Source organism: Herbaspirillum sp. meg3 (assembly GCF_002257565.1).
GTDB lineage: Bacteria > Pseudomonadota > Gammaproteobacteria > Burkholderiales > Burkholderiaceae_D > Herbaspirillum.
The window spans coordinates 2,028,132-2,043,375 of the sequence record NZ_CP022736.1; the positions used below are offsets into that span (position 1 = coordinate 2,028,132).

Consider the following 15,244-nt stretch of genomic DNA (forward strand, 5'->3'; position numbering starts at 1 on the left):
TTCGGAAAGACTGCGGTCGCAATAAGGCTGCTGCGGGAGGAGAGTGATGTGAACCGGGTCATGCCGGCGATCGCCGCATGACGGTCGCCGGATGATGATTGAAGGAAAGCCAGTTCAGTTTTATTCGTAAGCGTTAGCCAGTTTGTCCGGCAACGGCACATTGAGCCATTTCTTGACCAGCGCATTCAGCTCACCGGACTTCTTCGCTTTGGTCAGGATGTCGTTGACCTTGGCTTGCAACGGCGCTTCCCCCTTGTTCAAACCAACCACGCAGCGTGACTCCTGGATGACGTACTTGAAGACCGGTTTGTGCGACGGATCTTTCTCACCCAAAGTAATCGCCACGAAGTCGCCGGTGCCGATCAGCTTGACCTGTCCGGAAACATAGGCCGAGATCAGCGTGTTGTTGTCTTCATAGCGTTTGATGGTGGCGCTTGGCGGCACGGATGCCGTCAACTGGATATCCTCAAACGTGCCACGTGCTACGCCCACGACGTGCGACGCCAGATCGGCAGGGCCGCTGACTTTGATGTCGGCGGCACCGAACACGCTATTGTTGAACGGTGCATACGGTTGCGAAAAGTCCAATACCTTGTCGCGTTCCGCGTTGCGTCCCAATGTCGAAATCACCAGGTCTACCTTGTGCGTTTGCAGATAAGGAATGCGATTGGCGCTCGCGACCGGAACCAGTTCCACTTTCACGCCCATGCCCTTGGCAATGAGCTTGGACACATCAATGTCAAGTCCCTGGAGCTGCATCTCAGAATTGACGGAGCCATAAGGTTGAAAATCCTGGGGGACGGCGATGCGAATCGTGCCGGACTTTGCGATATCCGCCAAGGCATCGGCGTTGGCGTTTGATGTCGTCAATGCAGTGATCATCAATACAGCGGCAGAACAGGGTGCCAGGAATTTCGTGAATTTCATTTTCTCTCCCGATTAAACGTCTTGGACGTGGTTGGACGTGTATTGCGTAAGTGACGTGTATGGCGGGCAGCTAAAAAATATCGCGATTTTTTTACTGACAGCAGCGACACATCAAGAGGTTCCATGTGGACCTGCAGATGATCAGATCAGGCACAGAAACCTTCCCTTGGAGTATATGTTGAATTCCTCGGAAAACCTTATAAATACTGGGAAAAATGGGATTTGACGATGCACTGTTTTAAACGGCTTTTATCCCTTTTTTGCGTCCATTCCGGTGCGTTTCAAGAGGGGCGTGCGATTGCTTCGCATCATTTTCATGCAAGCTTAATTTCCCGGTAAATTGCGAGATACCGATGCCGGCGGTTTAGCCGTGTTTGCTGAATCGCTGATTTTGATTGGCACTGAGGGAGACTGTCGGCCGCGTCGGAAGACGCGTGAGACTGAAGCAATGAAGCATGCTTGTACGGCAGAGGTGCAGTTTATTTTTACCGCTTTTGAAGTTGCTCTCGCACCCACGGCAGTTCTTCGTACACAGCCTCCCGGGCGTCGTGTTCGCTGGCGTAGCGCGTCTTCGAATAGTCAGTTACCAGTGTCCATTTTCCTTCGTCTTCCGGATCTTTGCGAAAGGTCTTGAAGGTGAACATGCCGTCATCATGCTGTGCAATGTCGACGCAGTGCATCCCGGTGTCATCTTCGATACTGAGAATGACGGCTTTATTCACGGCGCTTGCCTCGATGGATCAGATGCAGGTTTCGCTGCTGCCGGCGATCACATAGCAACCGCGGCCCTTGCTCTTGGCGTCGTACATGGCCTTGTCTGCAGCCTGCAGCAACAGGTCGGGATCGCAATTGTCGTCACAAACGGCGATGCCGATGGATACGCCTAATTGGTAGTTGCCTTGTTGCAGTTTCAAAGGTTCTGCAACGACGTTGATGCATTTTTCGGCAAGTATGCGCGCACCGTGCGTGAGCGGCATTCCCAGATCGGTGGCCAGCAGCACAAACTCATCGCCGCCGACACGTGCGAGGGTGTCGCTGCCGCGTGCCACGTTCAAGAGCCGTTGGGTGATTTCCTGCAATACCTGATCGCCGGCCTTATGGCCCAGCGTGTCATTGATCGGTTTGAATCCGTCCAGATCAAGGAACAGCAACGCCACACCCGTGCGGTGGCGCTGGGCGTGCGCAATTGCTTGCTGCATCCGGTCGGCCAGCATGACGCGGTTGGGCAGGCCGGTGAGGATGTCGTGGTGCGCCTGATGCTGCAGTTCTGCCTGATGCACCTTGAGGCGGGATAGCAAGCGGTTGAATGCCATCGTCAAATGACCGACTTCGTCTGCGCGCGCCACGGGCAATGGCGTCAGCGGCAGGTCGCCGCGTGTCATCCGTTCCGCCTGGTCGGCCGCGTGTCGTAACGGCTGGAAGAACCACACCACGACCAGAATGATCAGCAAGAAAATCACCAGCGCCTGCGCCACGCCGCCGCGCAAGATGAAGGCCTGTACGTGTTCGACAGTCGGCAAGGCTGCGGAAACCGGCAGACCCACAGCGACAAACCAGCCTGTGCTTGGTACGGCAGCGATAGCCTTGATTTCTTCGACGGTGCCGTTGCTGCCGATGCCGGTGCCACGATAACCGGCGACGGCTTTGTCAAGTATTGGATCAACGCCGACCTGGGGCAATTGTTTGAGCACCGCGGTCGGATCGTTGGAGGCGACAATCAACCGCCGCGCAGGGGATACCAGGATAAAGCTGCCGGATTTGCCGAGCCGGGCCTGTTGCAGGTGATCCAGGAAACCGGGCGCCGCCAGTGCCGCGGTGCCGCCCAGAATGCCGATGAGTTTGCCGGTATTGTCCCGCAATGGCGCCATCATCGGGATGATGGTCTCTTTCGACCTTGTGCTGAACAAGGGTTCGCCGATGACGAATTTGCCGCCCTTGGCCAGATGGAAGTCCGGAAAGCCGCTGATTGACATGCCGGTACGTCCGACGGTGGCGGGATAGTCGATCACGATGAGACCATCGACATCGGTGATAAAAAGACCTTGTGAAAACAGTGGCTGCAACTCTTGCCGGTCGCGCAGCCACTCGCGCAGTTTTTCCGGCTGCGACATCAGTTCGGGCGGCAGCGATGCCGCCAGTTGCTCAAGGTAGCGGCGGCGTTCCAGGAGACGATGGTTGATGTCCTGCGCCAGATAGCTGGCGATTGTGCTTTGCTGCTCGGCGGCAACATCGGTCAGATCGTTGTGCAAAAAATCCGTCAGAACGTAGTAGCGCGCAATGCCGCTGGCGAGGACGACGAGGGTGCCGAAAAGCACCAGGCGGGTGACGAGACTGTTGGCGAAGCGTTTGAAGTTCATTGCGGTGACGGGGATGTTGTTGTTATTTCGCGTTGATGAGCGGCTTCGCTAATGCGGTCGCGGACGACACGGATAGCTTGCTTGAGTGCGTAGATATCGCCGTAATAGCGCTGCGGGATATCGATCTGGTTGGCATTGGAGTCGATCTCTTCGATCTCGTTGTGCCATTCGGTCAGTTTTTCTTCCGAGGGCGCATCTGTATTCCAGATCTCTTCTTCCAATAAATGGATTTCCTTGTACCACACTACCAGCCGTTTTTTCATACTGGCTTCATAGATACGCGGCACGGCCTGAATCAAGCCGAACAGCACGGCAATGAAGGGCAGCAATATCGTAAAACGGCGTTCAATGAAATTAGCCAGCCAGAATGGCAGATAGCGTTGCAGGAAGGGACGGCCGGATTTGAAATAGCGGCGCGTCTCGTCGGAGATGGCGAAGTCTTCGATGTTCTGGTTGGGGAAATAATTACGCGGCGTAAAAAAATCGGGTGCGTTGTGGATCACGTTGGCGGCGTCGAGCAGCAAATAGGCCAACGCCGGGTGCAAGCTTTCTTTGGATACCAGCATGGCGGTGGCGGCCAGCAGCGTGACATCATGCGATGGCTTGTCGTTGATGAGGCTGGTGGCGCCGCGCGGATAGGTGATCTTCGACAGCGACGGAAATTTTTGCACCATCGCATCGGCTTGCGAAAAGCTCATCAGCTTGATGCCGCTGTTGAGAAGGGTATGGATCAGCTCGCTATCGGCACGGCCAATGAAGAAGGCGGCATCGATCTTGTTGTTGAGCAGTTGTTCGTAGGCGGTGCTTCCGTTCAATTCCACCAGAGTGGAATTGTTCGTGGTGATGCCGTTTTCTGTCAGCAAGTCGTTGGCGACAATGCGCAAGCCGCTGCCGGGCAATCCCAGCGAGATGCGTTTACCGCGCAACTGCGACAGGCGGTCAAAAGTCGCGGCGCCTTGATAGAACACCCAAATTGGCTCATACGAAATGGCGGCGATGGTCTGGATGCCGGGGGCCTGTTCGCTGTTGCCGGTACCGGACTGGATGAAGCCGACCTGGAATTCATTGTCTTCTTCGCGCAGCCGCTGGAAGTTTTCAACCGAACCGGAAGAGGAGCGAATATCGAGCGTGATGCCGTCGCGCTTGAGGATCTGTGCGTAACGCTCGGCGTAGTTGTAGTAGATGCCGCCCGGCGCACCGGCGGTCAGGACGATTTTGCCCTGTGTGGCCGGCTTGAGCATGGCCAGCACCGTCCAGCACACCGCCAGCAACACCAGCGAAGCAATCAGCATGAGCCGGCGCAGGCGCTGCGGCGTCATCGGCGGCTTCTGAATGCGGTGAAGCGGAAGAGGTGTCTTGGGCATGGATCGCTACTGGTTCGCCTGCGCTACGAGTGCTATTTATTGGTGCCCCATGCCAGCGGGCGTTTTGTTTGTGCTTCCGCTTATGCTTGCTCGTCCGTTCCGGCTACGGCGTGCTTGCTGTCAATTTGCTGACGACAGACAGGGCAAACAAGCCGGGCAGCAGAATAGTTAAGCGGGTTCCGCGTGTTCCACCATCAACTGTACCTTGGTTGTACCGTTATATTCGTTGGCATCCAGTCTAAAAGCAACTGTTGCGTAATCCGGCAGTGCATCGGCGTGCCCGAACCAGATCGCATCGTATTTCTGTCCGTCTTTTTCCAGCAGCAGTTTAAGGTGTTTTTCCTTCAAAATTCGCTGGTTCAGTACGCGGAACCGATCGCAGAACACGGGCGGTGCAAAGCCCTGTCCCCAGACCTGGTCGTCCATCAGGCTGATGAAGTTGACGGAGTAATAGGCGTCTTCCAGCGTGCCGTCGGTTTCCACCACGCGTTCAAGCTGGTTCTGGCTTAACCAATCCTTACCGACTTCTTCAAACGCATTGGAAAAAGCATCGAAGGCTTCCGCATGGATGGTCAACCCGGCCGCCATCGCATGTCCACCGAATTTGGTGATGACGGATGGCGCGTGTTTGGATACCAGATCCAACGCATCGCGCAGATGGAAGCCGGCGATCGAACGGCCGGATCCCTTGATCAAACCTTCGTCGCCGGGAGCAAAGGTGATGGTTGGGCGATAGAACTTGTCTTTGAGGCGCGAGGCCACGATGCCGATCACGCCCTGATGCCACGAGGCGTCGAACACGCTGATGGTGCGCCGGTCTTGCGGGTTGAAGTCGTCCAGCAGCAGCAATGCCGTGTCCTGCATGCCAGCTTCGATGTCGCGGCGTTCGCGGTTGATGGCGTCAAGCTGTTGAGCGATGGCCCAGGCGCGGCCTTCGTCATCGGTAGTCAGGCATTCGATGCCGAGCGCCATGTCAGCCAGACGGCCGGCGGCATTGAGGCGCGGGCCGACAGCAAAACCAAGATCAAACGGGGTGGCACGGCGTGCTTCGCGGCCTGCGGCGCGGAACAGGGCGGCAATGCCGGGGTGCATGCGACCGGCGCGCATGCGCTTCAATCCCTGCGCCACGAGAATACGGTTATTGGCGTCGAGCTTGACGACGTCCGCGACCGTACCCAACGCGACCAGATCAAGCAACGAATCGAGCTTGGGCTGGGTTTGCGCATCGAAGATGCCGCGCTTGCGCATCTCCGCGCGCAAGGCCAGCAGTACGTAAAACATCACGCCGACGCCCGCCAGGTTTTTGCTGGGAAAGCCGCAGGCAGGCTGATTCGGATTCACGATCACGCGCGCGTCCGGCAGGCTGTCGCCGGGCAAATGGTGGTCTGTGACGACGACATCGATGCCACGCGCCTTGGCTGCGGCGACGCCGTCGATACTGGCGATGCCGTTGTCGACCGTGACGATGATGTCAGGAGATTTTTCGCGAATGGTCAGTTCGACGATTTCCGGAGTCAGGCCGTAGCCGTATTCAAACCGGTTGGGGACGATGTAATCGACTTGCGCGCCGAGGCTGCGCAGGCCGCGCAGGCCAACGGCGCAGGCAGTCGCGCCGTCGCAATCGTAGTCGGCGACGATCACCATTTTCTTGTTGGCGGCGATGGCGTCGGCCAGATAAACAGCGGCGGCATCGATATGCAACAGGCCGGAAGGCGCGATCAAAGCGCCCAGTTCGCTCGACAAATCTTTGGCATTGAGCAGGCCACGTGCCGCGTAGACGCGGGCCAGCACAGGATGAATGCCACTGTGGATCAGGTCGTCGACATGGCGTTGGTCGTAGGAGCGGGTGGTGATGCGGATCATGTTTTAACTTTACGAAGCCAGTTTGCTCAGCGAGGGCTTAATCCAGAACCCCCAGAATTTGCGTAGTGACGAGGCGGTGGCCGTCAGGTGCAGCAGCTTGTCTTGCCCGGTCAGAATCAGTGACAGGCTCTCCAGCCGTTTCTCGCGCAAGGCTTGCTGCAGGGGCGCGAACCAGGCTGCGTCGAGTGCCTCCATGCGCTGTAGCCAGACACCCCATTCATTGGCCAGACCGGCTTCCAGCAAATCATCCAGCATCAGCAGACCACGTTCGGCCGTTGCGGTCAGAATGGCGTCGGCGGTAACGTCGGATGGTTGAGATCCCTTTACTGCCAAAGCCTGCGGCCAGCCGTTCAGGTTGAACGCGGTTTGGTAGGGGGATGTGAGCGATTTTGCTGAAGCAGCTGTTACATCGGCACCGCCCCAGATCCACAAGGAATTAACGGCCTTCTTGCCACGCATTTCGCGCTCTTCATTCAGAGATTCGGAGAACCACTGCATCTGCACTTCATTTTGCAGCTTGCGCCAGGCCAGTTCGCCCGGGCCTTCCGGCATCCAGATGTCGATGTTGCGACCGCTGGCCGCTTGCGGTGAAGACGTCCGCAAACCGGCCCAATCGTCTGCGCGCATCATCCAGGTGGCGGCGTCGACGTAGATCAGCGTGCGGCCGATTTCCTCAAATAGCGGAAAAGCCGATTGAAACAGACGGCGAGAATGCGCCTCGTCCAGTTCCAACTGACCGATGTCGGTCAGCACCAGATGATCACGGGCGACGTGAATGTGGGCCGGTTGCAGCACAAACCAATGGCCTTCCAATGCGTGCTGGCCATGCGCGCGCAAAATCGCTGCCGAAGCCGGAGGGCTGTCGCTGCGCTCGTCCTTGCCGTCGGCGGATGTCAGGCCGAATTGGCGGCTGATCCAATGCTCATGCGGCAGAGCGCGTGAAAACGGATCGAGATGCTGCAGGGGATGACTATTCTTGCTGTGCGCCAACAACGTGGCAAGCGCGGGGGCTTTGCACTGGCGCGTCAGGTCGCGCGCCAACTCGGCTTGCGGCAGGCCGAAAGGGATGAGGATATCGAGATGATTCATGCCGCGATTGTAGGCGAAAACCTTTCTTCCGGTCTAAATACCCAGAGGGAAAGCACCCCTTCGCCGCAAGAGGTAAACATAAATAAACGTCGCCGGTAAAACTAAGTTCATATTGTGCGATCTGAGTTGGCGACCCGGAAGGCGGTACCGCCCCTGAACGACAACAGTGAAAGATACCGGAGAGTGTGGCAAACTGGCGCATTGTCGTTCGGCATCGTTTTTACCGTGTTTTCCTCGGTTTTCTTGCGAACTTCCCCGTTTTGCATCGTTGTTGCCGCCGTTCCGGCAATTCTCCTTCGTGAAAAGTGAGCCCAGGTTTGAGTCTGATTAAAAATTTACCCTTCGAATGGCTGGTCGGCATTCGTTACACGCGAGCCGGCAAGCGCAGCGGCCGCAATAGTTTCATCTCCTTTATTTCCCTGATTTCCATGGCCGGCATCGCTCTTGGTGTTGCTGCACTGATCGTTGTGCTGTCGGTGATGAATGGTTTTCAGAAAGAGGTGCGCGACCGCATGCTGTCGGTGCTGTCGCATATCGAAGTGTTTGATGCGTCCGGCGCCATGCAGGACTGGCAGTCGGTCGCCAAGCAGACCTTTCAGAACAAGGAAGTCATCGGCGCCGCACCGTATGTAGCCGCGCAAGCCATGATGACGCGCGACGACAATGTGCGTGGTGTCGTCATTCGCGGCGTGCTGCCGTCGGAAGAGCCCAAGGTGTCGGATGTCGCGGGGCAGGTCAAGCAAGGCAAGTTTTCGGATCTCAAGCCGGGCGAATTCAATATCGTGCTCGGTGGCGAGCTGGCGCGCAGCCTGCGCGTCGGTCTTGGCGACAAGGTCACGCTGATCGCGCCGCAAGGGCAGGTGACGCCGGCCGGTGTGCTGCCGCGCCTGAAACAATTCACCGTAGTCGGCATCTTTGAAGCGGGACATTACGAGTTTGATTCGTCGCTGGCGTTTATTCAGATCGAGGATGCGGAACGGTTGTTCCGTCTCGATGCACCTTCCGGCGTGCGCTTGCGTATCAAAGACATGCTGCAGGCGCCGCAGGTGACGTACGAGCTGTCGAAGACGCTCAACGGCAACCTGTATCTGCGTGACTGGTCGCAGCAAAACAGCAACTGGTTCGCCGCGGTGAAGACCGAGAAACGCATGATGTTCATCATCCTGACGCTGATCATTGCGGTGGCAGCGTTCAATCTGGTGTCGACGCTGGTAATGACTGTGACCGACAAGCAGGCCGATATCGCCATCTTGCGCACGCTGGGTGCATCCCCGGGTTCGATCATGAAGATCTTCGTGATCCAGGGGGCACTGGTCGGGTTGATCGGCACCGGTCTAGGGGTCGGTTTCGGCGTGCTGGTGGCGTTGAACATCGACGTGATCGTGCCATTCATCGAGCGCTTGTTGCACGTGCAGTTCTTGCCCAAGAGCATTTACGTGATTTCTGAATTGCCGTCCGACCTGATCTGGTCGGATGTGTGGACCATAGGTGGCGTAGCGGTAGTGCTGGCCTTCCTGGCGACGTTGTACCCAAGCTGGGCGGCAGCGCGCGTCAAACCGGCGGAGGCCCTGCGTTATGAATAATCCGATCACAAACAATGCAAGTAATCAGATCGTGCTATCCAGCCGCGGTCTGGGCAAGACTTTTACCCAAGGTAAATATTCGGTCAACGTGCTGAACGGCGTTGATATCGACGTCAAAGCCGGTGAGCAGGTTGCCATCGTCGGTGCCTCAGGCTCCGGCAAATCGACACTGTTGCATTTGCTGGGCGGCCTCGACACACCGACCGGCGGCACTGTCAGTCTGCAAGGCAAGGATTTTGCCAACCTTGGCGAAGCTGCGCGCGGCAACCTGCGTAATGTGGCGCTCGGTTTTGTCTATCAATTCCATCATCTGCTGCCGGAGTTTTCCGCCCTGGACAACGTCGCCATGCCGCTGATGATTCGCCGCATCAAGCGCGATCAGGCGCAGGAGCAGGCGCGTGAAATCCTCGCCCGCGTCGGTTTGGAAAACCGTGTCCGTCACGTCCCGGGCGAACTGTCCGGCGGTGAGCGCCAACGTGTCGCCCTGGCGCGCGCGCTGGTCACCAAGCCGGCTTGCGTGCTGGCTGATGAACCAACCGGCAACCTGGATCGCTCGACTGCCGACAAGACTTTTGAATTGATGATTGAATTGTCCCAAACTTTGGGCACAGCTTTTGTGATCGTCACGCATGACATCGAACTGGCACGCCGCTGCGGCCGCGTATTGCGATTGTCTGAGAACGGTTTGCAACTCTGGGAATAGGAGATCGTTTTGAATAAGAAAAATATCGGGGAAATTCTTATCGTGACCATGCTATCGCTTAGTTCGCTCGCGCAAGCGAAAGAGGCGCTGCGGGTGCAGGTTCCCGCTGTGTTTGACGAGCAGACGCCGATTGAACCGAGTGTCAAAGCAGAGTGCGCGGTCGACCGAATCCTGGGGAATCACGTTTTCCAGAAGGTGGCCGACAAATATCCGGGTACCTTGCAAGTGACGGATCCTGCCAAGATGGAAAAGGGCAGGGTTCTGAAGCTGACTGTGTTGAGCGTACAAGGTATTGGTGGCGGTGGCTGGACCGGGCCCAAGGCGGTCACGGTGCGCGCCGATCTGGTACAGGATGGCGAAGTCGTGCAGACCGTGGTCAAGCGCGAGCATTCGCGCGGTGGCGTATTTGGTGGTATGCGTGGAACCTGCTCGATTCTCGAAATCGTGGCAGAGTCGCTGGGTCGGCAGATCGCCACCTGGCTGGTCAGTCAGGATAGCAGTGGTTCGACCGGGCAATCTGTGCCGGCAGCAAAAATTGACCAAAACGTGCAAACTAAGCAAATAACTGAAGCGACAGACGACGTAAAACCGAAGTCTGAAGCAAAACCTGAATGACCCGCACCGTGTGGTTGAGTAGCGCGGTGTTTTAACCGTTTAACTTTTTGAAGTACTGAGATCATGATGAACACCCGACAATGGCTGGAAAAGCTGGTCGCCTTCGACACCACCAGCCGCAACTCCAATCTCGAACTGATCACCACTGTGCGCGACAGCTTGCAGGCGCAGGGCATCACGCCTTGGTTTGCACATAACAAGGAGCGCACCAAGGCCAATCTGTTCGCCACGCTGCCGGCCACGCAAGGTCCGGAAGCCGGCAATACCCAAGGCGGCATTGTGTTGTCGGGCCACACCGATGTGGTGCCGGTCGATGGCCAGAACTGGGACAGCGATCCTTTCAAACTGACCGAACGCGATGGCCTGCTGTACGGACGCGGCAGCTGCGACATGAAGGGCTATATCGCCGCTTCGCTGGCGTTGGTGCCGGAGTTTCTGGCGATGCCGCGCACCAAGCCGCTGCATCTGGCGTTTTCCTACGATGAAGAAATCGGCTGCGCCGGTGCACCGTCGATGCTGGCCGAGTTGCAGGAGCGCGGCATTCATCCGGAAGGCTGTGTTGTCGGCGAACCGACCAATATGCAAGTGGTGGTGGCGCATAAAGGTATCAATGTCTATTCGTGCAGCGTGCACGGCAAGTCCGCGCATTCCTCCTTGACGCCGCAGGGTTGCAATGCCATCGAATATGCTGCGCGGCTGATTTGCACCATTCGCGATTTTGCCGATGCGTATAAAGCCAACGGTCCTTACGATACGATGTACGACGTACCGTTTTCGACCATGACGACGAATCAGATCCGTGGTGGTATCGCGATCAACACGATTCCCAATTTGTGCGAATTTACCTACGAGTTCCGCAATCTGCCAGGCATGTCGCCGGAGAAGATTCAGGAGCAGATCACGCATTACGTGCGTGATCACTTGCTGCCGAAGATGCAAGCCGAATACCCGGAAGCCAAAATCGACATCGGCGTCATCGCTGCCAGCCCGGCGCTGGAAACAGCGGAGCAGGAAGCCATCACTGCGCTGGTGCGCGCTCTGACGCAGGACAACGAAAAGCGCAAGGTGGCTTACGCGACCGAAGCAGGCTTGTTCCAGCGCATCGGCATCCCGACCATCGTATGCGGCCCCGGCGATATCATCCAGGCGCACAAGCCGAATGAGTTCGTCGCGATCGCACAACTGGAGCGTTGCGAAGAATTCCTGCGCAAGCTGGGGCGTTCGATGCAATTGGCTTAAGCACTGAATTGAGCCTTCAGTCTGAGGCCTGAGCATAAACACAAAGCTTGGGGCCCGGACTGACAATTGATGCAAAAGATGACGGGTCTGTTTTTCAGGCCCGTCTTCGTTGATAATTGCGTGAATGACGGCGCTGAGGCTGGAATTGATAACTATCCCAACCTGAACGCGGCCATCGCATCCATCCCCTGATCTATATTGTGACCCTCCATGTGGATCGATACACACTGCCATCTTGATGCCGGTGAATTTGCCGGCGAAGAACTTGCTGTCGCCGACGAGGCAGCCGGGCAGGGCGTTGGCATGATCGTCGTGCCGGCGGTAGCAACATTCAATTTTCAGACGGTTGCCCAATTGGCGGCTCAGCGCAGCAATTGCGTCTATGCACTGGGGATTCACCCGCTCTACGTTCCCAAGGCTGAAGAAAGCGATTTGACGCTGCTGCGCCAGGCGATTGAAGCGGCCTTGGCGGATAAGCGCTTTGTCGCCATCGGTGAAATCGGCCTTGACTTCTTCGTTCCCGAATTAAAAGACGGCGCCTTGCGCGACAAGCAGGAGCACTTCTACAGCGAACAGCTCAAGCTGGCGCGCGAATACTCCTTGCCGGTGCTGCTGCACGTGCGGCGTTCGCAAGACATCATCCTCAAATACCTGCGCCGTATTGAAGTGCCCGGCGGCATCGCGCATGCTTTCAATGGCAGCCATCAGCAGGCGCAGACATTTATCGAACTGGGTTTCAAGCTGGGATTCGGGGGGGCGATGACTTTTCCGCGTTCGCTGCAGATCCGCCGCCTGGCTGCCGAGATGCCACTGGAGGCGATTGTGCTGGAAACCGATGCGCCGGATATTTCCCCAGCCTGGCTCCACCCGACGCGCAATACGCCGGATCAGATCCCGCGGATCGGCGAGGTGCTGGCGGCATTACGCGGGATGAGCGTCCAAGAAGTCGCGTCGGCGACAGCTGACAACGCGCGTGCGGCAATGCCGCGTCTTGCCGAGTTTTGCTAAACGATGCGTAGCGCGATTCTCGGTTTTGCCGCAGGGATAGCGTTACTGCAAATGCAGGCCGAACTGCTGCCTTTCGAATGGCATATGGCTTTGCTGGCGGCAGCGGCCGTATTGCTGCTGATGGCCTGGCGACTAGGAAGGACAGGTATCGGCGCCGTGTTGCGGATCGCTGTGTTCAATATCGCCGGGATTTGCGTCGGCTTTGCCTGGGGTGGTTTGTACGCCCAATATCATCTGGATCAGGAGCTGCCTGTGGCGTGGGAAGGCCAGGAGGTTACGGTCGTCGGCACGGTCGACAGTTTGCCCTACCGGTTCGAGCGTGGAGTGCGCTTCAACTTTCTGGTTGAAACCATCGCCCCGCAAGTCAACGGCACACCGCCGATTCCATCTCGCTTGTCATTGGCCTGGTACAGCGCGGGGCCATTTGAAAATACGGAAGCGATCTCGCCGGCCGTCCCGCAGGTGCAACCGGGTGAGCGCTGGCAACTCACTTTGCGCTTGAAGCGCCCGCACGGGACGGCCAATCCCAACGGATTCGACTACGAAGTCTGGTTGCTGGAGCAGGGCGTGCGAGCTACCGGTACGGTTCGTTCCGATGCGCAACTGGCATACAAAAATCAGCGTTTGCAGGCCTTCGTTCAGACACCTGCGAACATTGTCCAGTATTGCCGGGGCTGGTTGCGCGACCGTATTTTGGCGGCCTTGCCGAACCAGAAATATGCCAATGTGATCGTGGCACTGGTCATTGGCGATCAACGCGCTATCGAGCAGTCCGAATGGGAGATTTTCAACCGCACCGGTGTCGGTCACCTTGTCGCGATTTCGGGGCTGCATATCACCATGATTGCGGGTTTATTCGCCGCATTTGTGGGCTTCTTGTGGCGCCGTTCTTTTTTCACGCGTGCACAGTTGCCGCTGATCTTGCCGGCCCCTAAGGTTGCCGTGCTGGCCGGTTTGGCGGCTGCGTTGATTTATGTGTTGCTGGCAGGTTTCGGCGTTCCTGCGCAGCGTACCTTGTATATGCTCGCGGTTGTCGGCATGGCGTTCTGGATGGGGCGGCTGACACACGTATCTTACGTGCTTTGTCTGGCGCTCGGCGTGGTTCTGCTGGCTGATCCCTGGGCCTTGCTGTGGCCTGGGTTCTGGCTGTCGTTCGGTGCCGTGGCGATCATCCTGTTTGCATCGTCCGGACGCATCGGCAGCGATGCGATTGCCGAGCCGGTTGTCATGACCGCTATTGAGCGGCATCGCAAACCGCCGCGCGCGGTGATGCTGTGGCGGGCAATACGTGCAGGCGCCTATACGCAATATATTGTGACCCTGGGTTTGTTGCCGCTGACTTTACTGCTGTTTGGCCAGTATTCGCTGGTGAGTCCGCTGGCAAACGCGATTGCGATTCCTCTGATTACGCTGCTGGTGGCGCCGTTGTCGCTGCTTGGCAGTATTTTGCCGCCACCCTTGTCGACGTGGATATTGCGGTCGGCGCACGCTATGGTGGAATGGCTGGTAGGCGTGCTGAGCTGGATGAGCAGTCAGCCGTTTGCCGTTTGGCAAACGCCGCTACCGGCGATGTGGATGTTTCTGCTGGCGCTGGCCGGAACCCTGTTGCTGCTGGCACCGCGAGGCTGGCCGGCACGTTGGCTGGGGCTGTTCGGCTGGTTGCCGTTGTTATTGAATGCGCCGACCTGGCCGGAAGAGGGCAAGATGCAGGTCACCGCCTTCGATGTCGGGCAGGGCATGGCCTTGCTGGTGGAAACGGCGGAACATCGCCTGCTCTACGATACCGGCCCGGCGTATTCGCGAGAGTCCGACGGTGGCAATCGGGTGATCGTCCCGTATCTCAAATCGCGTGGAATCAATCATCTGGACGTGGTTGTGGTTTCTCATAGCGACAATGATCACTCTGGCGGGGCGTTATCCGTGCTCAAGGATATAAGCGTCGACCGTGTGTATTCCTCCTTGTCGCCCGCCAGTCCGATCGTACAAGCCGCGCCGGATCACCGGCGCTGCCTGGCGGGGCAGCATTGGCGCTGGGACGGGGCTGAGTTCAGTATGCTCTATCCGGTACAGTCCATCTACGATAGCGACAAATGGAAGCCTAATGCACGCAGTTGCGTGCTGAAAGTCAGTCTGGGGAAGAACTCCATTCTTTTGCCCGGCGACATCGAGGCAATACAAGAGGATGAACTGGTCAATAGCCCGGCAGCGGCTAGTTTGCGCGCCACCGTGCTGCTGGCTCCTCACCACGGCAGCGGGACGTCATCGACGGAGGCATTTTTGCGGGCGGTCAACCCTGAGGTGGCGTTGTTTCAGGTCGGCTATCGCAATCGGTTCAATCATCCCAAACCGGCCGTATTCGAGCGCTATGCGCAGATGGGCATTCGCCGCATGCGCAATGATGAGGCGGGCGCCATTACCGTCCATTTCGACAAGGGCGTTACGGTTCAGGAGTATCGCCGTGAGCACGCACGATACTGGTACGGGCGATGACGGTTT

At 57.6% G+C, this 15,244-nt stretch carries 12 protein-coding genes; 6 read left to right on the forward strand and 6 right to left on the reverse strand.

Features of this window, described 5'->3' with window-relative positions; translation table 11 throughout:
- Positions 1 to 120: 120 nt before the first annotated feature.
- From hmeg3_RS09200 to hmeg3_RS09225, 6 genes are all read right to left on the reverse strand, one after another.
- Positions 121 to 882, reverse strand: a complete 762-nt coding sequence (locus tag hmeg3_RS09200; protein WP_232511993.1) for a transporter substrate-binding domain-containing protein — start codon at positions 880 to 882, stop codon at positions 121 to 123.
- A 530-nt stretch (positions 883 to 1,412) separates the two neighbouring features.
- Positions 1,413 to 1,649: a hypothetical protein gene (locus hmeg3_RS09205; RefSeq protein WP_094563460.1), complete on the reverse strand. Its 237-nt coding sequence runs from the start codon at positions 1,647 to 1,649 to the stop codon at positions 1,413 to 1,415.
- Between the two features lie 18 nt (positions 1,650 to 1,667).
- Positions 1,668 to 3,284, reverse strand: coding sequence for a diguanylate cyclase domain-containing protein (locus hmeg3_RS09210; RefSeq protein ID WP_094563461.1), 1,617 nt, complete (start codon positions 3,282 to 3,284; stop codon positions 1,668 to 1,670).
- Entirely contained in the window at positions 3,281 to 4,648 is a 1,368-nt protein-coding gene (locus hmeg3_RS09215) for a TAXI family TRAP transporter solute-binding subunit (protein ID WP_094563462.1), read from the reverse strand. Before hmeg3_RS09215 ends, hmeg3_RS09210 begins: the two co-directional genes overlap by 4 nt.
- A 168-nt stretch (positions 4,649 to 4,816) precedes the next feature.
- Positions 4,817 to 6,511, reverse strand: a complete 1,695-nt coding sequence (recJ, locus tag hmeg3_RS09220; RefSeq protein WP_094563463.1) for a single-stranded-DNA-specific exonuclease RecJ — start codon at positions 6,509 to 6,511, stop codon at positions 4,817 to 4,819.
- Positions 6,512 to 6,520: 9 nt separating this feature from the next.
- On the reverse strand, positions 6,521 to 7,600 hold the full coding sequence (locus hmeg3_RS09225; protein WP_094563464.1) for a hypothetical protein: 1,080 nt from the start codon (positions 7,598 to 7,600) through the stop codon (positions 6,521 to 6,523).
- Positions 7,601 to 7,917: 317 nt separating this feature from the next.
- Between hmeg3_RS09225 and hmeg3_RS09230 the strand changes: the two genes are divergently transcribed.
- From hmeg3_RS09230 to hmeg3_RS09255, 6 genes are all read left to right on the forward strand, one after another.
- A complete protein-coding gene (locus hmeg3_RS09230) occupies positions 7,918 to 9,183 on the forward strand; it encodes a lipoprotein-releasing ABC transporter permease subunit (RefSeq protein WP_094563465.1) in 1,266 nt (421 codons plus the stop codon).
- Positions 9,176 to 9,886: a lipoprotein-releasing ABC transporter ATP-binding protein LolD gene (lolD, locus tag hmeg3_RS09235; protein WP_094563466.1), complete on the forward strand. Its 711-nt coding sequence runs from the start codon at positions 9,176 to 9,178 to the stop codon at positions 9,884 to 9,886. Before hmeg3_RS09230 ends, lolD begins: the two co-directional genes overlap by 8 nt.
- A 9-nt stretch (positions 9,887 to 9,895) precedes the next feature.
- Positions 9,896 to 10,501 carry a hypothetical protein gene (locus tag hmeg3_RS09240; protein WP_094563467.1) on the forward strand — a complete coding sequence of 202 codons (606 nt, stop codon included), beginning with the start codon at positions 9,896 to 9,898 and terminating at the stop codon, positions 10,499 to 10,501.
- A gap of 66 nt (positions 10,502 to 10,567) precedes the next feature.
- Positions 10,568 to 11,740 (forward strand): acetylornithine deacetylase, encoded by a 1,173-nt coding sequence (gene argE, locus hmeg3_RS09245; RefSeq protein ID WP_094563468.1) that lies wholly within the window; start codon positions 10,568 to 10,570, stop codon positions 11,738 to 11,740.
- A 210-nt stretch (positions 11,741 to 11,950) separates the two neighbouring features.
- The gene (locus hmeg3_RS09250) at positions 11,951 to 12,748 is read left to right on the forward strand and encodes a TatD family hydrolase (protein WP_094563469.1); all 798 of its coding nucleotides are present in this window, start codon (positions 11,951 to 11,953) and stop codon (positions 12,746 to 12,748) included.
- Between the two features lie 3 nt (positions 12,749 to 12,751).
- Positions 12,752 to 15,238 carry a DNA internalization-related competence protein ComEC/Rec2 gene (locus tag hmeg3_RS09255; RefSeq protein WP_094563470.1) on the forward strand — a complete coding sequence of 829 codons (2,487 nt, stop codon included), beginning with the start codon at positions 12,752 to 12,754 and terminating at the stop codon, positions 15,236 to 15,238.
- The last annotated feature ends 6 nt before the right edge of the window (positions 15,239 to 15,244 follow it).

What these genes read in the sequence shown, in the direction of transcription:
- hmeg3_RS09200 (WP_232511993.1), bottom strand. Translation starts at nt 882, where the DNA reads ATGATCACTGCATTGACGACATCAAACGCCAACGCCGATGCCTTGGCG.
- hmeg3_RS09210 (WP_094563461.1), bottom strand. Translation starts at nt 3,284, where the DNA reads ATGAACTTCAAACGCTTCGCCAACAGTCTCGTCACCCGCCTGGTGCTT.
- hmeg3_RS09215 (WP_094563462.1), bottom strand. Translation starts at nt 4,648, where the DNA reads ATGCCCAAGACACCTCTTCCGCTTCACCGCATTCAGAAGCCGCCGATG.
- recJ (WP_094563463.1), bottom strand. Translation starts at nt 6,511, where the DNA reads ATGATCCGCATCACCACCCGCTCCTACGACCAACGCCATGTCGACGAC.
- hmeg3_RS09225 (WP_094563464.1), bottom strand. Translation starts at nt 7,600, where the DNA reads ATGAATCATCTCGATATCCTCATCCCTTTCGGCCTGCCGCAAGCCGAG.
- lolD (WP_094563466.1), top strand. Translation starts at nt 9,176, where the DNA reads ATGAATAATCCGATCACAAACAATGCAAGTAATCAGATCGTGCTATCC.
- argE (WP_094563468.1), top strand. Translation starts at nt 10,568, where the DNA reads ATGAACACCCGACAATGGCTGGAAAAGCTGGTCGCCTTCGACACCACC.
- hmeg3_RS09250 (WP_094563469.1), top strand. Translation starts at nt 11,951, where the DNA reads ATGTGGATCGATACACACTGCCATCTTGATGCCGGTGAATTTGCCGGC.
- hmeg3_RS09255 (WP_094563470.1), top strand. Translation starts at nt 12,752, where the DNA reads ATGCGTAGCGCGATTCTCGGTTTTGCCGCAGGGATAGCGTTACTGCAA.